Source organism: Pseudomonas sp. D47 (assembly GCF_045447305.1).
Lineage (GTDB): Bacteria > Pseudomonadota > Gammaproteobacteria > Pseudomonadales > Pseudomonadaceae > Aquipseudomonas.
The window spans coordinates 35,453-56,107 of record NZ_JBJGXU010000033.1; the positions used below are offsets into that span (position 1 = coordinate 35,453).

Annotated in this window: 8 protein-coding genes; 4 read left to right on the forward strand and 4 right to left on the reverse strand. The window is 63.2% G+C overall.

The annotated features are described in order from the left end of the window. Window positions 1-9: 9 nt before the first annotated feature. The 3 genes from atuC to ACI77I_RS20395 are packed head-to-tail and all read right to left on the reverse strand — an operon-like array spanning window position 10 to window position 4,293. Window positions 10-1,626, reverse strand: a complete 1,617-nt coding sequence (gene atuC / locus ACI77I_RS20385; protein ID WP_094950781.1) for a geranyl-CoA carboxylase subunit beta — start codon at window positions 1,624-1,626, stop codon at window positions 10-12. Window positions 1,627-1,629: 3 nt separating this feature from the next. Further along, a complete protein-coding gene (locus ACI77I_RS20390) occupies window positions 1,630-2,502 on the reverse strand; it encodes an SDR family oxidoreductase (RefSeq protein ID WP_094950782.1) in 873 nt (290 codons plus the stop codon). A gap of 12 nt (window positions 2,503-2,514) precedes the next feature. After that, window positions 2,515-4,293 carry an acyclic terpene utilization AtuA family protein gene (locus ACI77I_RS20395; protein WP_406991491.1) on the reverse strand — a complete coding sequence of 593 codons (1,779 nt, stop codon included), beginning with the start codon at window positions 4,291-4,293 and terminating at the stop codon, window positions 2,515-2,517. Window positions 4,294-4,446: 153 nt separating this feature from the next. On the opposite strand from ACI77I_RS20395, the gene ACI77I_RS20400 reads away from it, so the two are divergent. Both ACI77I_RS20400 and ACI77I_RS20405 read left to right on the forward strand, forming a co-directional pair. Continuing rightward, the gene (locus ACI77I_RS20400) at window positions 4,447-5,070 is read left to right on the forward strand and encodes a TetR/AcrR family transcriptional regulator (protein ID WP_094950784.1); all 624 of its coding nucleotides are present in this window, start codon (window positions 4,447-4,449) and stop codon (window positions 5,068-5,070) included. 93 nt (window positions 5,071-5,163) lie between these two features. Continuing rightward, window positions 5,164-5,952 (forward strand): ABC transporter substrate-binding protein, encoded by a 789-nt coding sequence (locus ACI77I_RS20405; RefSeq protein ID WP_242151567.1) that lies wholly within the window; start codon window positions 5,164-5,166, stop codon window positions 5,950-5,952. A 72-nt stretch (window positions 5,953-6,024) separates the two neighbouring features. Here the strand turns inward: ACI77I_RS20405 and ACI77I_RS20410 are convergent, their stop codons facing one another. Then, entirely contained in the window at window positions 6,025-6,576 is a 552-nt protein-coding gene (locus ACI77I_RS20410) for an RNA polymerase factor sigma-70 (RefSeq protein WP_027603895.1), read from the reverse strand. Window positions 6,577-6,876: 300 nt separating this feature from the next. Between ACI77I_RS20410 and ACI77I_RS20415 the strand changes: the two genes are divergently transcribed. Both ACI77I_RS20415 and ACI77I_RS20420 read left to right on the forward strand, forming a co-directional pair. Continuing rightward, window positions 6,877-7,629 carry a thioesterase II family protein gene (locus ACI77I_RS20415; RefSeq protein WP_242151564.1) on the forward strand — a complete coding sequence of 251 codons (753 nt, stop codon included), beginning with the start codon at window positions 6,877-6,879 and terminating at the stop codon, window positions 7,627-7,629. Window positions 7,630-7,680: 51 nt separating this feature from the next. Beyond that, entirely contained in the window at window positions 7,681-20,577 is a 12,897-nt protein-coding gene (locus ACI77I_RS20420) for a non-ribosomal peptide synthetase (RefSeq protein ID WP_406998275.1), read from the forward strand. Window positions 20,578-20,655 lie beyond the last annotated feature (78 nt).

A 20,655-nucleotide genomic window follows, 5' to 3' on the forward strand; every position in this document is an offset into this window, starting at 1 on the left:
ACGATCACGTTAAAGGCGCGCTACACCGAAGCTGTTGGGCTGCAACTGCCGCACCTCGGCTTCATGGCAAATATCCAGCAGGTAACCCAGCAGCGTGCGGGTATCGCGTGGATCGATCAGCCCGTCGTCCCACAGATTCGCGCTGCCATAGAGCGCGGTGGACTGGCTGTCGAGCTTCTGCGCAGTGACCTGCTCGAGCATGTCCAGCACCTTGGGGTCGGGCACCAAACCCTCCTTGAGTTGCTTGGCCTCGGTGACGATACGCAGCACCTTGCCCGCTTGCGCGCCGCCCATCACCGCCGTGCGGCTGTTGGGCCAGGCGAAGATAAAGCGCGGGTCCAGGCCACGGCCGCACATCGCATAGTTGCCGGCGCCGTAAGAACCGCCAACCACCACCGTGAGTTTAGGCACCCGCGCGTTGGCCACCGCCTGGATCATCTTCGCGCCGTGCTTGATCACGCCTTGCTGCTCCGACTCGGTGCCCACCATAAAACCGGTGGTGTTGTGCAGGAACAGCAGCGGCGTGCGGCTCTGGTCGCACAGCTGGATAAACTGTGCGGCCTTGCTTGCGCCTTTGGGTGTGATCGGGCCGTTATTGCCGATCACGCCAACGGCACGGCCTTGGATATGCAAATGGCCGCAGACGGTGTGGGCATCGAACTCGGCCTTGAATTCGAGAAAGTTGGAGCCGTCCGCCAGGCGCGCGAGGATTTCGCGCACGTCGTAGGGTTTTTTCGGGTCGTCGGGGATCAGCCCCAGCAGCTCTTCGATGGGATACAGCGGCGCGGTGTAAGCCCGTTGCGGCGCAGATGGCTTTCGATCATCCCAAGGCAACAGGCTGACGATTTCGCGCACGATGCGCACGCCATCAGCATCGTTTTCGGCCAGGTATTCGGCCGTGCCGGCGGTTTGCGCATGCATCTCGGCGCCGCCCAATTCTTCATCCGTCGCCACTTCACCAGTGGCGGCTTTGAGCAGCGGCGGCCCGGCGAGGAACAGCTTGGCCTTGCCGCGCACCACCACCACGTAATCCGATAGCCCCGGCTGATACGCACCGCCCGCCGTGGCCGAGCCGTGCACCACGGTGATCTGCGGCAGGCCCATGGCCGACATGCGCGCCTGGTTGGCAAAGCTGCGCGCGCCTTCGACGAAAATCTCGGCGGCATAGTTGAGGTTGGCGCCGCCGCTTTCGGCGAGGGTCACCACCGGCAGTTTGTTTTCCATGGCGATCTGTTGCAGGCGCAGGGATTTTTTCAGCCCCGTGGGGGAAATGGTGCCGCCCTTGATCGCGCTGTTATTGGCCACCACCAGCATGCGCACGCCGCTGACGTAGCCGATGCCGGCGATCAAGCCGCCGCCGGCCGCGCTGCCATCTTTGTCGTCGTGGAGTTTGTAGCCGGCCAGGCTCGCCAGTTCCAGGAACGGCGCGCCGGGGTCCAGCAGCAGGTTGAGGCGCTCGCGCGGCAGCAGTTGGCCGCGCTTGTCGAACTTGGGTTTAGCTTCCTGTGCCTTGCTCAGCAGGGTGTGTTCCAGCTGGCGCAGCTGCGCGATGGCAGCCAGCATCGCTTCGCGGTTTTGCGCGAACTGCGGGCTGTGGGCGTCGATCAAGCTTTCAATCACCGGCATGCTTTATTGCTCCACCTTGAGTACATCCGGCAGGTAAGCGCGGTGAAAACCATTGAAAGGTTCACTCGGCGGCTGCGCTTTGGGCAATGGCCAGGCGCGGCTGCCCAGGCTGGCGGCGCCGTCGATGCGCAAGGTGCTGCCGCTGATGAAGGCGGCGGCGGGGCTGAGCAGAAACACGATGGCCGCGCTGACTTCCGATTCGGTGCCGATACGCTTGAGCGGCACGTGTTCACGCAAGGTCGGGATCACCGCCTTGAACGCGCCTTCGTAGGTGTCCATGCCGCTTGAGGCAATCCAGCCCGGCGCCACGGCGTTGACGCGCACCCCGGCATAGCCCCATTCGAACGCGGCGGTCTTGGTGAAGTTGTCCATGCCTGAGCGCGCCGCGCCCGAGTGGCCCATGCCGGGCATACCGCCCCACATGTCGGCGAGCATGTTGACGATGGCGCCGCCGTGCTTGCTCATCGACTGGTTGAACACTTCCCGCGCCATCAGGAACCCGCCGACCAAATTGGTGCGCAGTACGGTTTCAAAGCCCTTTTGGTTGATCGAGGCCAGGGGCGATGGGTATTGGCCGCCCGCGTTATTCACCAGCCCGTGAATCGGCCCGTGTGCGTGAATGACCTGTGCCACCAGCGCTTTTACCGCCTCTTCATCGCGAATATCGCACGCCTGCCAATGGGCCGTGCCACCGTCTTCGGCAATTTCCGCCGCCACCGCTTGCAGTTTTTCCGGCTTGCGGCCCACCAGGATCACACGGGCGCCGAGGGCCGCCAGTTCATGCGCGGTGCAGCGGCCAATGCCGCTGCCGCCACCGGTGACGATCACGGTTTGCCCTTGGAACAGGTCGCTTTTGAAGATTGAGGCGAAGGCCACGGCAACGCTCCTTTATTTGAATTGATCGGCGATGTGTTGCGGCACAGCAATGGGGATTTCCAGCAGTTGCTGGGCGAAGGCTTTGCCCTGCGGGTCGATGCGCAGGCTGGCGATACCGCCGCCGCCCAGGGCGTTTTCCAGCAGAAAGTTCAGGCTGTGGCTGCCGGGCAAGTACCAGCGCTCGACGCGGCCGTGGACGGGGTCGAGCACGTGGCTCATCCAGTCGACGATCACTTGCGGGGTCAGCACTTCGGCGATCCACGGCAGGTAGTCGGGGTGGCGGGCGATCACGCCGATATTGCTGTGGTTGCCCTTGTCGCCGGAGCGTGCAACGGCCAGTTTCACCAGCGGCACGCTGGCATCGGCGCGGCCTTGGGGCTTGGGCGGATCAATCGGCGCGGCCGGGGTGCACAGTGCATCGGCCACTGGCAGTTCACAGCGGTGGTGCTGGCCTTGGAGGTCGATCATCAGCTCGCAGGAGGATTTATCAACGAGGAACGAAAACAGCCGAATCAGCGGATACACCGTCGGCCGTCCACCGACGATCCCGGTCAGCCCGGGCGCCATGCCGGTCGCCGCCTGGGCGATCTCGCGGGCGAATAGCACCAGCGCCTGTTTGCTCGGGTGGCGCACCGCGAGTTTGACCACCACTTCGCGGCAGTCCTGGCGTTGGGCGTGGGCGCCGTAGGTGGCTTCGCTGCCGAGCAATTCAATGTTCACTTCGGTGTAAGGCGCCCAGCCGCGCTGGCTGAACAGTTCCGAGGTCTTGTTGATGATCGCCTGGCTGACCCGCTCGGCCTTGGCCACCGCGTCGATCCCGGCGATCAGGCAACTGGCGGTGCAACGAAAGCCGTCCGGGTAGGTGGCGCTGACCTTGTATTGATTGGTCGGCGGCAAACCCTTGGCTCCGTGCAGGCGCACGCTGTGTTTACCTTGCTGCTGCAATTTGACCTGGCTGAAATCGCAGATCACGTCGGGCAGCAAGTAGGCGCGCGGGTCGCCGATCTCATACAGCAACTGCTCGGCCACGCTGAGTTCGCTGATCAGCCCACCCGTGCCGTCGACCTTGTTGACGGTGAACTGGCCGTCGGCGCTGACCTCGACGATGGGGAAACCGATGTGCTCGTAGTCCGGCACGTCGCGCCAATCGGTGAAGTTGCCGCCGGTGCACTGCGCGCCGCATTCGATGATATGCCCGGCGAGTGCGGCCTGGGCGAGGCGGTCGTAGTCTTGCCACGACCAGTTGAATGCATGCACCAGCGCGGCGCTGACCACGGCGCTGTCGACCACGCGGCCGGTGATGACGATGTCTGCGCCCCGTTCCAGAGCGGCGGCAATGCCTGGCGCGCCGAGGTAGGCGTTGACGGAGACGCACATCGGCGGCAGCGGCGCGCCATTGAACATATCGGTGACGCCGTGCAGGTGCTTGAGCTGCGGTTGCAGGTCATCGCCCAACAGTACGGCGATTTTCAGCGGGATTTGCGCCTTATCGCAGGCCGCTTGCAGGGCGGCGGCGCAGGCCTGCGGGTTGATGCCACCAGCATTGCTGATCACGCGGATGCCCTGGCGTTGGATATCGCCCAGCAGCGGCGTGAGCACCTCGACAAAATCGGTGGCGTAGCCGGCCTGGGGATCTTTCATCCGCGCACCGGCGAGGATCGACATCGTGACTTCTGCCAAATAGTCGAACACCAGGTAATCCAGCGCGCCGCCGTGCACCAATTGGGCGGCAGCGGTGCAGGTATCACCCCAAAAGGCGCTGGCGCAGCCGATACGAACCGTCTTGCTCATGAGAAATCCTTCCTCTAATGGCTGGTGCCGAGACTACCAAGCAAGCGCTTGGTTTGTAAACTAGGCGCATAAGTTTTGCCCAAGCGCTTGCTTGGCTGGCGGCCACGGCCTAAATTGCCGCCCAAGACGTCAGCACACGTGAAGGAGAGAGGCATGGATGAGCAGAAAGCCCTACGGGTGATGCGCACCATGGTCGACGGCGGCCAATTGACCGACCCCGACAGTGCCCGGGGCAAATTGCTGCAAACCGCAGCTCACCTGTTTCGCAACAAAGGCTTTGAGCGTACCACCGTACGTGACCTGGCCAGCGCGGTGGGCATTCAGTCCGGCAGCATCTTTCATCACTTCAAGAGCAAGGACGAGATCCTGCGCGCGGTGATGGAGGAAACCATCCACTACAACACGGCGATGATGCGAGCATCGTTGGAAGAAGCGAACACCGTGCGTGAGCGTGTATTGGCGCTGATCCGCTGCGAATTGCAGTCGATCATGGGCGGCAGCGGCGAAGCCATGGCGGTGTTGGTCTACGAATGGCGCTCACTGTCGGCCGACGGCCAGGCCCAGGTGCTGGCGCTGCGTGACGTGTATGAAGAGATCTGGCTGCAGGTGCTGGGCGAGGCCAAGGCCGCCGGTTACATCAGGGGCGATGTGTTTATCACCCGGCGCTTCCTGACCGGTGCGTTGTCTTGGACCACCACTTGGTTTCGCGCCCAAGGCAGCCTGACTTTGGAGCAATTGGCCGAAGAAGCCCTGCTGATGGTGCTGAAGGCCGATTGAGGTGCAAGCCATTAATTTGCCGATGGAAAGTTGTCTCACCTGACAAAAACGCCTAGCTTATCGCCATCAGAGTATTAAACGGTGTGTGTCTCAATGTTTTCGCCATCGCGGCTGGCTGCAGGACTAACTATATGGGCACTGGGCACCGCGTGGGGTGTGCCGGCTTCGGCTGCGCAATTGGTGAGGATCGGCGCCGCGCATTTCCCGCCCTACACCGTACGCCCTGAGCAAGGCGCCGACACCGGTTTACTGCCGCAACTGGTCGAAGCCCTGAACGCCTCGCAAACCGACTACCAGTTTGTGCTGGTGCCGACCTCCATTCCACGGCGCTTCCGCGATTTCGAGCAAGGCCGGGTCGACATGGCGATCTTCGAAAACCCCGACTGGGGCTGGCAGAACATTGCGCATACCGCGGTGGACATGGGCCTGGAAGACGCGGAAATCTTCGTCGCCCAGCGTGGGGCCGGTCGCGACCAACACTATTTCGCCGACCTCAACGGCAAGCGCCTGGCCTTGTTCAGCGGTTATCACTACGCCTTCGCCAACTTCAATCCTGACCCCAAGTACATGGCCGAACACTTCAACGCCACGTTGACTTATTCCCATGACAGCAACTTGCTGATGGTGGCGCGTGGGCGTGCCGATATCGCGCTGGTCACGCGTTCGTACTTGAGTGATTTCATGGTGCGCAATGCGGACATGGCCGGGCAGTTCCTGGTCTCGGAGCGTATTGACCAGGTGTATCACCACTACGCGTTGCTGCGGCCCAAGGCACCGATTACCGGGGCGGCGTTTGCCGAGTTGCTCAAGCGCCTGCGCGATAATGGGCAGATGTTGAAGATCTTCGAGCCGTATCGCATTGATGTGACGTCGATGCGCTGAGGTCTATGTGTTGAAGAGGCTTGTTGTGGCGAGCCCGCTCGCCACAAACAAGCCTGTTCACTCTTTGATCAATCAAACCCTGCGCGCAAACGTATCGCTGTGGTTGCCCGACACCTTGCGGCAATGCACCAGCGCATCACGAATCATGAAATTCACCAGGGTCGGTGACACACCGAGTTCCTTGGCGATGTCCTTTTGTGGTACGCCGTGCAGGCGGTACATCTCGAACGCATAGCGGGTGCGTTGTGGCAGCTCCGTCAGGGCGTCGGCGATGTTTTCCAGGGTGTTGAAGTTGATGTGGGAGGTTTCCGGTGATGCGCCGTGAATAACCACATTCAAGCCTTCCTCTTCCGTCCCGGAGTATTTGAGCTCCAGGGCCTGCTTGCGGTAGTGATCAATCGCCAGGTTGCGCACGATCTGGAACAGATAACTCAATTGGGCCTTGAACGATGACGTGATCGTCGGCGCCGATTGCAGCCGGAAGTAGGCGTCCTGCACGACGTCTTCGGCACGCGAGCGGCAGCCGGTAATGCGTGCCGCGATCTTCACCAGAATCAAACGATTGTCGACGAATGCCTGGAGAAGCGGTGAGTCGCACCTGCCTGTGGATACTTGTTCCGTCATGGAAATCACCTTGTCGCAAAAGAGTTAGGGGAGGGCATCCTTGCTGAGGCCTCCTACACATCGGGCAACAAATTATGCTTAATGATAATGATTGTCAAATGAGAAGGCGAACTAATCTTATGCCTGTTTGGAAGGTGTGAACCGCGTCTCGCTCCTCTCCCGCGACTAATTATTTGCCCGCTCCGTCCGTTCTCATGGGTGACAGGTCCGTTAACAAACGGCCAAGGATCAGCGCCCGCAGGAGGACGACATGGGTTTGTATCGTGCATACAGCGTGTTTTTGTTTGGAGACCTAAATTGATGAGTGCCTCCACGCGACTGCGCCTGTTTTGCCTGCCCTATTCGGGGGCCAGCGCCATGGTTTATGCGCGTTGGCGCCGGGCTTTGCCGGATTGGTTGCACGTGTGCCCGCTGGAGTTGCCGGGGCGTGGCATGCGCATGGATGAACCGTTGCAGCGCGATATCAAGGCCTTGGCAGCGCAGCTTGCGGATGAGATCAGCCGTGACCTGAGCGGCCCCTATGCTCTGTTCGGCCACAGCCTCGGCGGCTTGCTGGCATTTGAGCTGGCCCACGCACTGAATGAGCGCGGCGTGCCTGCGCCACTGGCGTTATTCGCCTCTGGCACCGCCGGCCCGGCGCGCCGTGATGTGAGCGAATACGCCATCGCAAAGACCGACCAACAACTGATCGCCCGCCTGCGCGAACTGCAGGGCACCGCCGAAGAAGCCCTGGCCAACCCCGAGCTGATGCAGTTGATGCTGCCGATTCTGCGCGCCGACTTCCTGCTCTGCGGCAGCTTCACCTACGGCCAGCGCGAGCCGCTGGGCATGCCGATCCATGTGTTCGGCGGCAAGCAAGACAGCGTGCGCGCCGAGCAGTTGCTCGACTGGCAGGCCGACACCGCCAGCGGCTTTTCCCTGGACATGTTTGATGGTCACCACTTCTTCCTCGTGCAGCACGAAAGTGCCGTGCTGCGCTGCCTGCGGCGCTATGCCGACGAACACCTGGCGCGCTGGCGCAATGGCGCGGCGCGGCCACTGGCCGCCGGCTAAGCGCTCTCTAATTCTCGATTTTCCCGTAAGCCGATTTCAGGCAGGAACCCCATGATGGACGCCTTCGAACTTCCCCGCACATTGGTCCAGTCCCTTCAACGTCGTGCCGCGCAGACCCCGGATCAGGTAGCGCTGCGCTTCCTCGCCGAGTCGGCCGAGCACAGCGTCGTGCTCAGTTACCGTGACTTGGACCAACGCGCCCGTACCATCGCCGCCGCCTTGCAGGCCAATGCGGCGTTGGGCGACCGCGCGGTGCTGTTGTTCCCCAGCGGCCCGGACTACGTCGCGGCGTTCTTTGGTTGCCTGTACGCCGGGGTCATCGCGGTGCCGGCTTATCCGCCCGAATCCACGCGTCGGCATCACCAGGAGCGCCTGCTGTCGATCATCGCCGATGCCGAACCTCGCCTGCTGCTGACCATCGCCAGCCTCGGCGGCGGCCTGTCACAGATCGACAACGCACCGCCGGTGCTGAGCGTCGACACCCTGGATGCGCAGATCGCCGACGGCTGGGTCGAACCCGAACTGCACGCCGACGACATCGCCTTCCTGCAATACACCTCCGGCTCCACCGCATTGCCCAAAGGTGTGCAAGTCAGCCACGGCAACCTGGTGGCCAACGAAGTGCTGATCCGTCGCGGCTTCGGCATCGACCTCAACCCGGATGACGTGATCGTCAGCTGGCTGCCGCTGTACCACGACATGGGCCTGATCGGCGGCCTGCTGCAACCGATCTTCAGCGGCGTGCCGTGTGTGTTGATGTCGCCGGCTTACTTCCTCGGACGGCCATTGCGCTGGCTCGAAGCGATCAGCGAATACGGCGGCACCATCAGCGGGGGGCCGGATTTCGCTTATCGCCTGTGCAGCGAGCGGGTCAGCGAATCCGCCCTGGAACGCCTGGACTTGAGCAAGTGGCGCGTGGCGTATTCGGGCTCCGAACCGATCCGCCTCGACACCCTGGAACGCTTCGCTGAGAAGTTCGCGGCCTGCGGGTTCACCTCGAACAATTTTTTCGCCTCCTACGGCTTGGCCGAGGCCACCCTGTTTGTCGCCGGCGGCACCCGTGGCCACGGCATCCCGGCCTTGCGCCTGGACGAACAAGCGCTGGCGGCGAATCGTGCCGAGCCGGGGCAAGGCAGCGCGATCATGAGCTGCGGCACCTGCCAGCCGGAACACGCGATGTTGATTGCCGACCCGCACACGTTGAGCGAGCTGCCGGATAACCGCGTCGGCGAGCTGTGGGCCACCGGCCCGAGCATCGCCCACGGCTACTGGCGCAACCCTGAGGCCACTGCCAAGACGTTCGTAGAACAGGCTGGCCGCACCTGGCTGCGCACCGGCGACTTGGGTTTTATCCGCGAGGGCGAGGTGTACATCACCGGTCGCCTGAAAGACCTGCTGATCGTGCGCGGCCACAACCTGTATCCCCAGGACATCGAACAGACCATCGAGCGCGAGGTGGAAGTGGTGCGCAAAGGCCGCGTCGCCGCCTTTGCCGTGAATGATCAGGGCCTGGAAGGCATCGGCATCGCCGCCGAAATCAGCCGCAGCGTGCAGAAAATCCTGCCACCCGAAGCGCTGATCAAAGCCATCCGCCAGGCCGTGGCCGAGGCCTATCAACAAGCCCCGAGCGTAGTTGTATTGCTCAACCCCGGCGCCTTGCCCAAGACGTCCAGCGGCAAGGTGCAGCGCTCGGCGTGTGCCCTTCGCCACGCCGACGGCAGCCTCGACAGCTATGCGCAGTTCCCCGACCTGCACGTGCAAGCGAGCGATGCGGCGTTGGAAACCGAACTGCAAAGCCAGATCGCAGCGATCTGGTGCGAGCAGTTGCAGGTCGCAACTGTCGCGGGCGATGACCACTTCTTCCTGCTCGGCGGTAACTCCATCACCGCCACCCAAGTGGTTGCGCGCCTGCGAGAAACCCTGGGCCTGGAGCTGAACCTGCGCATGCTGTTCGAAGCGCCGACGCTTGCGAGCTTTGCCGCAAACGTCGCGCAATTGCAGCAGGACGGCGGCATCGCTCAAGGCGCGATTCATGCCTTGTCGCGCCAAGACGACCTGCCGCAATCCCTGGCACAAAATCGCCTGTGGATCACCTGGCAACTCGACCCGCAGAGCAGCGCCTACACCATCCCCGGCGCCTTGCGCTTGCGCGGTGAGCTGGACGAAGACGCGGTGCGCGCCAGCTTCCAGCGCCTGATCCAGCGCCACGAAGCCCTGCGTACCCGCTTCTACGAGCGCGACGGCCAGGCCTTCCAGCGTGTGGACGCAAGCATCGAATTCGACCTGCACGTCATCGACCTCAGCGACCTGCCCGCCGCCGAGCGTGAAGCGCGCGCGCAACAGATCCGCGAAGACGAAGCGCGCACCCACTTCGACCTGGAAAAAGGCCCGCTGCTGTGGGTGACCCTGGTACGTCTGGACGATGAAGAGCACCAATTGTTGGTCACGCTGCACCACATCATCGCCGACGGTTGGTCGCTGAATATCCTTATCGATGAATTCTCGCGCCTGTACGCTGCCGCGACCCAGGGCCAAACCCTGGCGCTGCCGCCATTGGCCCTGCAATACGCCGACTACGGCAACTGGCAGCGCCAATGGCTGGCAGAAGGCGAAGGCCAGCGGCAATTGGCGTATTGGAAAGCGCAGTTGGGCGAGGAGCATCCAACCCTGAGCCTGGCCACCGACCACCCGCGCTCGGCGCAGCAACGCAACAGCGCCTCGCGCCATAGCGTGCGCCTGGATGCAGGCCTCAGTGCCGCGATTCGCCAGACCGCCCAGGCCAACGAATCCACACCGTTCATGTTGCTGCTGGCGGCGTTCCAAAGCCTGCTCTACCGCTACAGCGGCCAGCGTGATATTCGCATCGGCGTGCCGAATGCCAACCGCTCGCGCCAGGAAACCCAAGGCCTGGTCGGCTTCTTCATCAACACCTTGGTGCTGCGCGCCGAGCTCGATGGGCGACTGCCGTTCAACCAGCTGTTGGCTGCAACCCGCCAAACGGCGTTGGGTGCCCAGGCCCATCAGGACCTGCCGTTCGAACAACTGCTGGAAGCCTTCCCGCAAGCCCGTGAACAAGGCCTGTTCCAGGTCATGTTCAACCACCAGCAGCGCGACTTGAGTGCCTTGCGCCGCCTGCCGGGGATGCTCGCCGATGAGCTGGCGTGGCACAGCCGCGAGGCCAAGTTCGACCTGCAACTGCACAGCGAAGAAGACCGCAACGGGCGCCTGAGCCTGTCGTTCGACTACGCCGATGAATTGTTCGACAGCGCAACCATTCAGCGTCTCGCCGAGCACTTCATCAACCTGCTGCACGCCGTCTGCGAGCAACCGCAACAGGCCATCGGCGACCTGAAGCTGATGCAAACCGACGAGCAGCAGCCGTGGAGCGAAGCGCCGTGCGTGCCCGCGCAGCAATGGTTGCCCGAGTTACTTAACCGGCACACCTCGGACAGCACCGCATTGGTCTGGCAGGGCGCCAGCCTGACCTTCGCTCAACTGCACACCCAGGCCAACCGCCTGGCCCATTACCTGCGTGACAAAGGCGTCGGCCCGGATGTGTGCGTGGCCATCGCCGCCGAGCGTTCGCCGCAACTGTTGATCGGCTTGCTTGCGATCATCAAGGCCGGTGGCGCCTACGTGCCGCTGGACCCGGATTACCCCGCCGACCGCCTGGCCTACATGCTCCAGGACAGCGGCGTACACCTGCTGCTGACCCAAACCTCGCTGCTGGAGCTGTTACCGGCCACCGAAGGCGTGTGCGTGATCGCCATGGACAGCCTGCACCTCGACAGTTGGCCGACCCAGGCGCCGGGCCTGCACTTGCACGGCGATAACCTCGCCTACGTGATCTACACCTCCGGCTCCACTGGCCAGCCCAAAGGCGTGGGCAATACCCATGCGGCACTGGCCGAGCGCTTGCAGTGGATGCAGGCCACGTATCAACTCAACGAAACCGATGTGCTGATGCAAAAGGCGCCGATCAGTTTCGACGTGTCGGTGTGGGAATGCTTCTGGCCGCTGATCACCGGTTGCCGGTTGGTGCTGGCCGGCCCCGGCGAGCATCGCGACCCGCACCGCATCGCGCAGTTGGTGCAGGAGCACGGCGTGACTACCTTGCACTTTGTGCCGCCGCTGTTGCAGCTGTTTATCGATGAGCCGTTGGTGGCCGAATGCACCAGCCTGCGCCGCCTGTTCTCCGGCGGCGAAGCCTTGCCTGCCGAGTTGCGCAACCGCGTATTGGCACGCCTGCCGGCAGTGCAACTGCACAACCGTTATGGCCCGACCGAAACCGCGATCAACGTCACCCATTGGCAATGCAAAGCCGAGGATGGCGAGCGCTCGCCGATTGGCCGGCCGCTGGGCAATGTGACCTGCCGTGTGCTGGACGAACACCTCAACCCACTGCCCGCCGGTGTGCCGGGCGAACTGTGCATCGGCGGCATCGGCCTGGCGCGTGGTTACCTCGGCCGCGCCGGGCTGACCGCCGAACGTTTTGTCGCCGACCCACTGGGCGAGGCGGGCGCACGCCTGTATCGCACTGGTGACCGTGTGCGCTGGAGCGCTGACGGCGTGCTCGAATACCTCGGCCGCCTTGATCAGCAGGTCAAACTGCGTGGCTTTCGTGTGGAACCGGAAGAAATCGAAGCGCGCCTGCTCGCCATGGACAGCATCGCCCAGGCCGTGGTGCTGGTGCGCGAGCAGCAGTTGATCGGCTATTACACCGCCGGTACCGAGTTGGACGAACAAGCGGTAAAAACCGCCTTGGCCGCCGAGCTGCCGGAGTACATGGTGCCCGCGCAACTGATGCGCCTGGACGCCATGCCCCTGAGCCCCAGCGGCAAACTCGACCGTCGCGCATTGCCCGAACCGGTGTGGCAAACCCGTGAACACATCGAACCCGAAACGCCGTTGCAGCAGCAGATTGCGGCGATCTGGCGCGAAGTCCTCGGCCTGCCACGTATTGGCTTGAGCGACGACTTCTTCGCCCTCGGCGGCCACTCGTTGCTGGCCACGCAAATCATCTCGCGCACCCGCCAGGCCTGCGACGTCGAGTTGCCATTGCGCACCTTGTTCGAAGCCAGCGAGTTGGGCGCGTTTGCCGAGCAAGTCGGGCTGATCCAAGCCTCGGGCCAGCGCAACCAGCAAACCGCCATCGCCAAAGTCGACCGCAGCGCGCCGGTGCCGCTGTCCTATTCGCAGCAGCGCATGTGGTTCCTCTGGCAGATGGAACCGGACAGCCCGGCCTACAACGTCGGCGGCATGGCGCGCCTGCGCGGCGTGCTGGATGTGGGGCGTTTCGAGGCCGCGTTGCAAGCCTTGATCATGCGCCACGAAACCCTGCGTACAACGTTCCCGAGCGTCGACGGCGTGGCTTATCAAAAGGTCGCGCCGCAAACCGGCCTGCGCATGGATTGGCAGGACTTCTCGGCGCTGAACGACACCGAGCGCCAGCGGCGTCTGCAACAGCTTGCCGACCACGAAGCCCACACGCCCTTCAACCTGGAAACCGGGCCACTGCTGCGCGCATGCCTGGTCAAGGCCGCAGAGCAGGAACACTACCTGGTGCTGACCCTGCACCATATCGTCACCGAAGGTTGGGCGATGGACATCTTCGCGCGTGAACTCAGCGCGCTGTACGAAGCCTTTATCGACGAGCGCGACTCGCCGCTGGCGCCGTTGCCGGTGCAGTACCTCGACTACAGCGTGTGGCAGCGCCAGTGGCTGGAGTCCGGTGAGGGTCAGCGCCAACTGGATTACTGGATCGCACAGCTTGGGCATGAGCATCCACTGCTCGAACTGCCCGCCGATCGCCCACGCCCGCCGGTGCAAAGCCATCAGGGCGAGCTGTACCGCTTCGACCTGAGCGATGAACTGGCCGCCCGCGTGCGTGCCTTCAATGCCGAGCGTGGCTTGACCCTGTTCATGACCATGACCGCCACCCTGGCCGTGTTGCTCTACCGTTATAGCGGCCAGACCGACCTGCGCATCGGCGCGCCGGTGGCCAACCGGATTCGCCCGGAAAGCGAAGGGCTGATCGGCGCCTTCCTCAACACCCAGGTGCTGCGTTGCCAGCTCAATGGGCAGATGAAAGTGGGGGAGTTATTCGAGCACGTGCGCCACACCGTGATTGAAGGCCAGTCCCACCAGGACCTGCCGTTCGACCACGTGGTGGAAGCCCTGCAACCCCCGCGCAGCGCGGCGTACAACCCGCTGTTCCAGGTGATGTGCAACGTGCAGCGCTGGGAATTCCAGCAGAGCCGCCAACTGGCCGGCATGACTGTCGAGTACCTGGCCAACGATGCACGTGCAACCAAGTTCGACCTCAACCTGGAAGTCACCGACCTCGACCATCGCCTGGGTTGCTGCCTAACCTACAGCACCGACCTGTTTGACGAACCGCGCATTGCGCGCATGGCCGAGCATTGGCGCAACCTGCTGGAGGCGTTGATCGCCAACCCGCAACAGCGCCTCAGCGAACTGCCGCTGCTGACGGCGACCGAGCAGCGTGCGCTGCAAAACAGTTTGGGTGTCGAGGCCGGTGAGCATCGCCTCGATCAGTGCATCCATCCGCTGTTCAGCCAGCAGGCGAATAATCGTCCCGATGCGCCTGCGCTGACCTTCGCCGGTGAGACGCTGACCTACCGCGAACTGGACGCCCGCGCCAACCGCCTGGCCTGGATGCTGCGCGAGCGCGGCGTCGGCCCTCAAGTACGTGTTGGCCTGGCGCTGCCGCGTTCTTTGGAAATGGTGATTGGCCTGTTGGCGATCCTCAAAGCCGGCGGTGCCTATGTGCCGCTGGACCCGGAATACCCGCTGGACCGCTTGCACTACATGATCGAAGACAGCGGCATCGGCCTGCTGCTCAGTGACGCGGCGATGTTTGAAGCGCTCGGTGAACTGCCGGCGACGGTGGCGTGTTGGTGCCTGGAAGATGACCTTGCGGTGCTCGCCAATTACCCGGCCAACGAGCTGCCCTTCATCAGCCTGCCGCAACACCAGGCGTACCTGATCTACACCTCCGGCTCCACCGGCAAGCCCAAAGGCGTGGTGGTGTCCCACGGTGAAATCGCCATGCATTGCCAGGCGGTGATCGAGCGTTTCGGCATGCGCCCGGATGACTGCGAACTGCACTTTTATTCCATCAACTTCGACGCCGCCACCGAGCGTTTGCTGGTGCCGCTGCTCAGCGGTGCGCAGGTGGTTCTGCGAGCCCAGGGCCAGTGGGATGCCGAAGAAATTTGCGCGCTGATCCGCACCCATCGCATCAATATTCTGGGCTTTACCCCAAGCTACGGCAGCCAGTTGGCGCAATGGCTGGCGACTCAGCACCAGACCTTGCCGGTGCGCATGTGCATCACCGGCGGTGAGGCGCTGACCGGCGAACACTTGCAGCGTATCCGCGCGGCGTTCAACCCCGAGGTGTTTTTCAACGCCTACGGCCCGACCGAAACCGTGGTCATGCCGCTGGCCAGCCTGGCGCCGGAGCAGTTGGAAGAGGGCGCCGCCAGCGTGCCGATCGGCAGCATCATCGGCGCGCGTGTGGCCTACATTCTCGACGCCGACCTGGCGCTGGTGCCGCAAGGCGCGACCGGCGAGTTGTATGTCGGCGGGGCCGGTCTGGCCCAGGGTTACCACCAGCGCCCGGGCATGACCGCGGAGCGCTTTGTCGCCGACCCGTTTGCCACGAAGGGTGGCCGTTTGTACCGCACCGGCGACCTGGTGCGCCAACGCGTCGATGGCCTGGTGGAGTACCTGGGCCGTGTCGACCATCAAGTGAAGATTCGCGGTTTCCGTATTGAGCTGGGCGAAATCGAAACCCGCCTGCTGGAACACCCAGCGGTGCGCGAAGCGGTGGTGCTGGCGTTGGAATCACCCAGCGGCAAACAGCTGGTGGCCTATCTGGTCAGCGACGCCGACCACGGCACCCTGCGCGAGGCGCTGAAGGCACACCTCAAGGCGCAACTGCCGGACTACATGGTGCCCGCGCACTTGATCGTGCTGGACAGCATGCCGCTGACCGCCAACGGCAAGCTCGACCGTCGTGCCTTACCGCAGCCGGACCCGGAGGCGAATCGCCAACAATACGTGGCGCCACGCAATGAGCTGGAGCACACCCTGGCCGCGATCTGGTGCGCCGTATTGAACGTGCAGCAAGTCGGCCTGGACGATAATTTCTTTGAACTGGGCGGCGACTCAATCTTGTCGATCCAAGTGGTCAGCCGCGCGCGGCAAGCTGGAATTCACTTCAGCCCGCGCGATTTATTCCAGCACCAGACCGTGCAAACCCTGGCTGGCGTGGCCACGCGTTCCGAGCAGGTTACCGCCGAGCAAGGGGTGCTGACTGGCAGCTCAGGGCTTACGCCGATTCAGCATTGGTTCTTCGATACCGAGATGCCTAATCGTCAGCACTGGAACCAGGCGTTGCTGCTAAAACCGCTGCAACTGCTCGAACCTCATCGCCTGGAGCAAGCGCTGTTGGCGGTGCTGGAGCACCACGACGCCCTGCGCTTGAGCTTCACCCCGCGCGACGCCCAATGGCACGCCGAGCATTTGGCCGTGCCGCAAGGCGGCGTACTGATGCAGGCGCAAGTGCGCGATATGCAGCAGTGCAGCGCGCTGTTCACCGACACCCAACGCAGCCTCGACCTTGAACACGGCCCGCTGCTACGCGCCTTGCTGGTGGACGGCCCGCAAGGTCAGCAACGCCTGCTGATCGCGATTCATCACCTGGTGGTGGATGGCGTGTCGTGGCGCGTGTTGCTGGAAGACCTGCAAACGGTTTACCGCCAGTTGAGCGATGGTCAGTCCGTGAGCCTGCCGGCCAAGACCAGCGCCTTGCGCGATTGGGCTGCGCGCTTGCAGGCATATGCGAGCAGCGAATCCCTGCGCGAAGAGTTGGCTGTGTGGCAAGACCAGTTGGCCGGCCCGCAGGTGGTATTGCCGGTGGATCGCCCGAGAGGCACGCGGCGCAATCGCGATGCCGACACCGTCAGCGTGCGCCTGGATGCCGAACACACCCGCCAGTTGTTGCAACAGGCGCCAAGCGCCTACCGCACCCAGGTCAACGACCTGCTGCTGACGGCCTTGGCCCGCGTGCTGTGCCGCTGGAGTGGGCACGATTCAGCGCTGATTCAGCTGGAAGGCCATGGTCGTGAAACCTTGTTTGATGACGTCGACCTGACCCGCAGCGTCGGCTGGTTCACCAGTGCTTATCCGCTGCGTCTTACACCGCAAGCAGAGCAGGGCGCGTCGATCAAGGCGATCAAGGAGCAACTGCGCGGCGTGCCGCACAAAGGCTTGGGCTACGGCGTGCTGCGTTACTTGGCGGACGATCTGTGCCAGCAGACCATGGCCGCCCTGCCAAGCGCCGACCTCACCTTCAACTACCTCGGCCAATTCGACCAGAGCTTCGGCGCCGATGCGCTGTTCCATCCATTGGATGAGTCGGCCGGCCTGGCCCATGACCCGGATGCGCCGCTGCCCAACGCGTTGAGCGTCGACAGCCAAGTGTATGGGGGTGAATTGGTGCTGCGCTGGACCTTCAGCCGCGAGCGCCATGATCAGCAGACCATTAGCGAGCTGGCCGATGCCTACCTCGCCGAACTGCAAAGCCTGATTGCCCACTGCCTCAAGGACGATGCCGGCGGCCTCACGCCTTCCGACTTCCCGCTGGCCCACCTGAGCCAAGCACAACTCGACAGCCTGCCGATTGCGGCCGGCACCATCGAAGACGTCTACCCGCTGACGCCGATGCAGGAAGGCTTGTTGCTGCACACCCTGTTGGAACCGGGCACCGGCCTTTACTACATGCAGGACCGTTACCGCATCCACAGCGCGCTGGACCCCGAGCGTTTCGCCCAGGCCTGGCAGGCGGTGATCGCCCGTCACGAAGCCTTGCGTGCGTCGTTCTGCTGGAACGTCGGCGAAGATATGTTGCAAGTGATCCACAAACCGGGCAGCACGCCGATTGAGTACCTGGACTGGAGCGCCGATCCGGAAAGTGAACAGGAGCCGCGTCTGCAAGCGCTGCTCAAGGCCGAGCGTGAAGCCGGTTTCGATCTGCTCAACCAAGCGCCGTTCCACCTGCGCCTGATCCGCGTCGGCGAAGCGCGCTACTGGTTCTTGATGAGCAACCACCACATCCTCATTGATGCCTGGTGCCGTTCGCTGCTGATGAATGACTTCTTTGATATCTACATGGCCCTGAGCGAAGGTCGCGAAGCGCAACTGGCCACGCCGCCGCGCTACCGCGACTACATCGCCTGGCTGCAACGCCAGAACCTCGCCGAAGCGCGCCAGTGGTGGCAGCAGAACTTGCAAGGTTTCGAGCGCACCACGCCGATCCCGAGCGACCGGCCGTTTCTGCGTGAACACGCAGGTCACAGCGGCGGCATGGTGGTGGGCGACTGCTACACCCGCCTGGATGCCCGCGACGGTGCGCAACTGCGTGAATTGGCGCAGGCCCATCAACTGACCGTCAACACCTTCGCCCAAGCGGCCTGGGCGTTGGTGCTGCGTCGCTTGAGCGGGGAGCGTGACGTGTTGTTTGGCGTCACTGTGGCCGGGCGCCCGGTGGAAATGCCCGAGATGCAACGCACCGTCGGCCTGTTCATCAACAGCATTGCGCTGCGGGTGAAACTGCCTGAAGACGATCAGCACTGCAGCGTACGCCAGTGGTTGAGTGGCTTGCTCGACAGCAACATGCAGCTGCGCGAGTACGAATACCTGCCGCTGGTGACTATTCAGGAACACAGCGAGTTGCCCAAGGGCCAGCCGCTGTTCGACAGCCTGTTCGTGTTCGAGAACGCGCCGGTGGAAGTCTCGGTGCTGGACCGTGCGCAACGCCTGAACGCCACCTCGGATTCCGGCCGCACCCACACCAACTTCCCGCTGACCGCGGTGTGCTACCCGGGCGATGACCTCGGTTTGCACCTGTCCTACGACCAGCGTTACTTCGACGAAACCACCGTGCAAGGCATGCTCGGTGAGTTTAAGCGGCTGTTGCTGGCGTTGGTGCAGGGCTTCCATGGCGACATGGCCGACCTGCCGCTGATCGGCGAGCAAGAGCGTGAATTCCTGTTGGACGGCTGCAACCAGAGTGAGCACGCCTACCCATTGGAGCGCAGCTACGTCGAGCTGTTTGAAGCGCAGGTGGCCGAGCATGCGCAGCGCGTCGCCGCCAGTTGCCTTGACCAGCAATGGACCTATGACGAGTTGAACCGGCGCAGCAACGGCCTGGGTTACGCGCTGATTTCGGCGGGTGTCGGCCTGGATCAACCGGTGGCGTTGCTGGCCGAGCGCAACCTGGATCTGCTGGGCATGATCATCGGCAGCTTCAAGGCCGGCGCCGGTTACTTGCCGCTGGACACGGGCCTGCCAAGCCAGCGCCTGAGCCGCATTATTGACCTGAGCCGCACGCCGTTGCTGGTGTGCACTGAAGCGTGCCGCGAGCAGGCGATTGAGTTGTTGGAAGGCACCGACTGCCAGTTACTGGTGTGGGAGGAAGTGCCGGGCCGTGGGGAAAATCCAGGAATCTACAGCGGCCCGGACAACCTTGCCTACGTGATCTACACCTCGGGCTCTACCGGCCTGCCCAAAGGCGTGATGGTCGAACAGCGCGGCATGCTCAATAACCAATTGAGCAAGGTGCCGTACCTTGACCTGAGCCCGGCGGATGTAATCGCCCAGACGGCTTCGCAGAGCTTCGATATTTCCGTGTGGCAATTCCTCGCCGCGCCGCTGTTCGGCGCGCGGGTGGATATCGTGCCGAACACTATTGCGCATGATCCGCAGGGGTTGCTGGCGCATGTGCAGGCCCAAGGCATAACCGTGCTGGAAAGCGTGCCGTCGCTGATCCAGGGCATGCTCGCCCAGGAGCGCATGAGCCTGGACGGCCTGCGCTGGATGCTGCCGACGGGCGAAGCGATGCCGCCGGAGCTGGCGCACCAATGGTTGCTGCGTTATCCAGAAATTGGCTTGGTCAACGCGTACGGCCCGGCGGAATGTTCGGACGACGTGGCGTTCTTCCGTGTCGACCTGGCGTCTACCCGTGGCACTTATCTGCCGATTGGTACGCCGACCGACAACAACCGGTTGTACGTGCTCGATGGCGCACTGGAGTTGGTGCCACAAGGTGCTGTGGGTGAGTTGTGCGTGGCGGGTACCGGTGTGGGCCGTGGTTACGTCAGCGATCCGCTGCGTACAGCGCAGGTGTTTGTGCCCAACCCGTTCGGTGAGCCGGGCGAGCGTCTCTATCGCACCGGCGACCTGGCACGTCGGCGCAGCGATGGCGTGTTGGAATATGTGGGCCGTATCGATCATCAGGTGAAGATTCGCGGCTACCGCATCGAGCTGGGTGAAATCGAAGCGCGCCTGCATGAACAGCCCCAGGTGCGTGACGCGGCGGTGGGGGTGCAGGAAGGCGTCAACGGCAAGCATCTGGTGGGTTACTTGGTGGCGGCGGACGACGTGTTGAACCCAAGTGATCGCCTCGACCGCATCAAGCAACGCCTGCGCGCTGAACTGCCGGAATACATGGTGCCGCTGCACTGGTTATGGCTCGAGCGCCTGCCGCTGAACGCCAACGGCAAACTCGACCGCAAGGCCCTGCCAGCCCTGGAGATCGGCCAGTTGCATAGCCAGGACTACCTGGCACCGCGCAACGAGCTGGAAACCACCTTGGCTGCCATTTGGGCTGAGGTGCTCAAGGTTGAGCGAGTAGGCGTACAGGACAACTTCTTCGAGTTGGGCGGACACTCGTTGCTGGCCACGCAGATTGCCTCCCGCGTGCAGAAAAGCCTGCAGCGAGATGTACCGTTGCGGGCGATGTTTGAGTGCAGCACGGTGGCGGAGTTGGCCGAGTACATCGAGGGGTTGGCGGCGAATGAAATCAGCGCCGAGAAGGTGGATCGGTTGAGTGATTTGATGGCGGAGTTGGAGGGGCTTTAAGCAAACGTGGAACAACTGGCGGTGAGCGTGCTGTTAGTCGAAACGAAAACGACTTTCAGCGTTGCTTAACGCAGAATC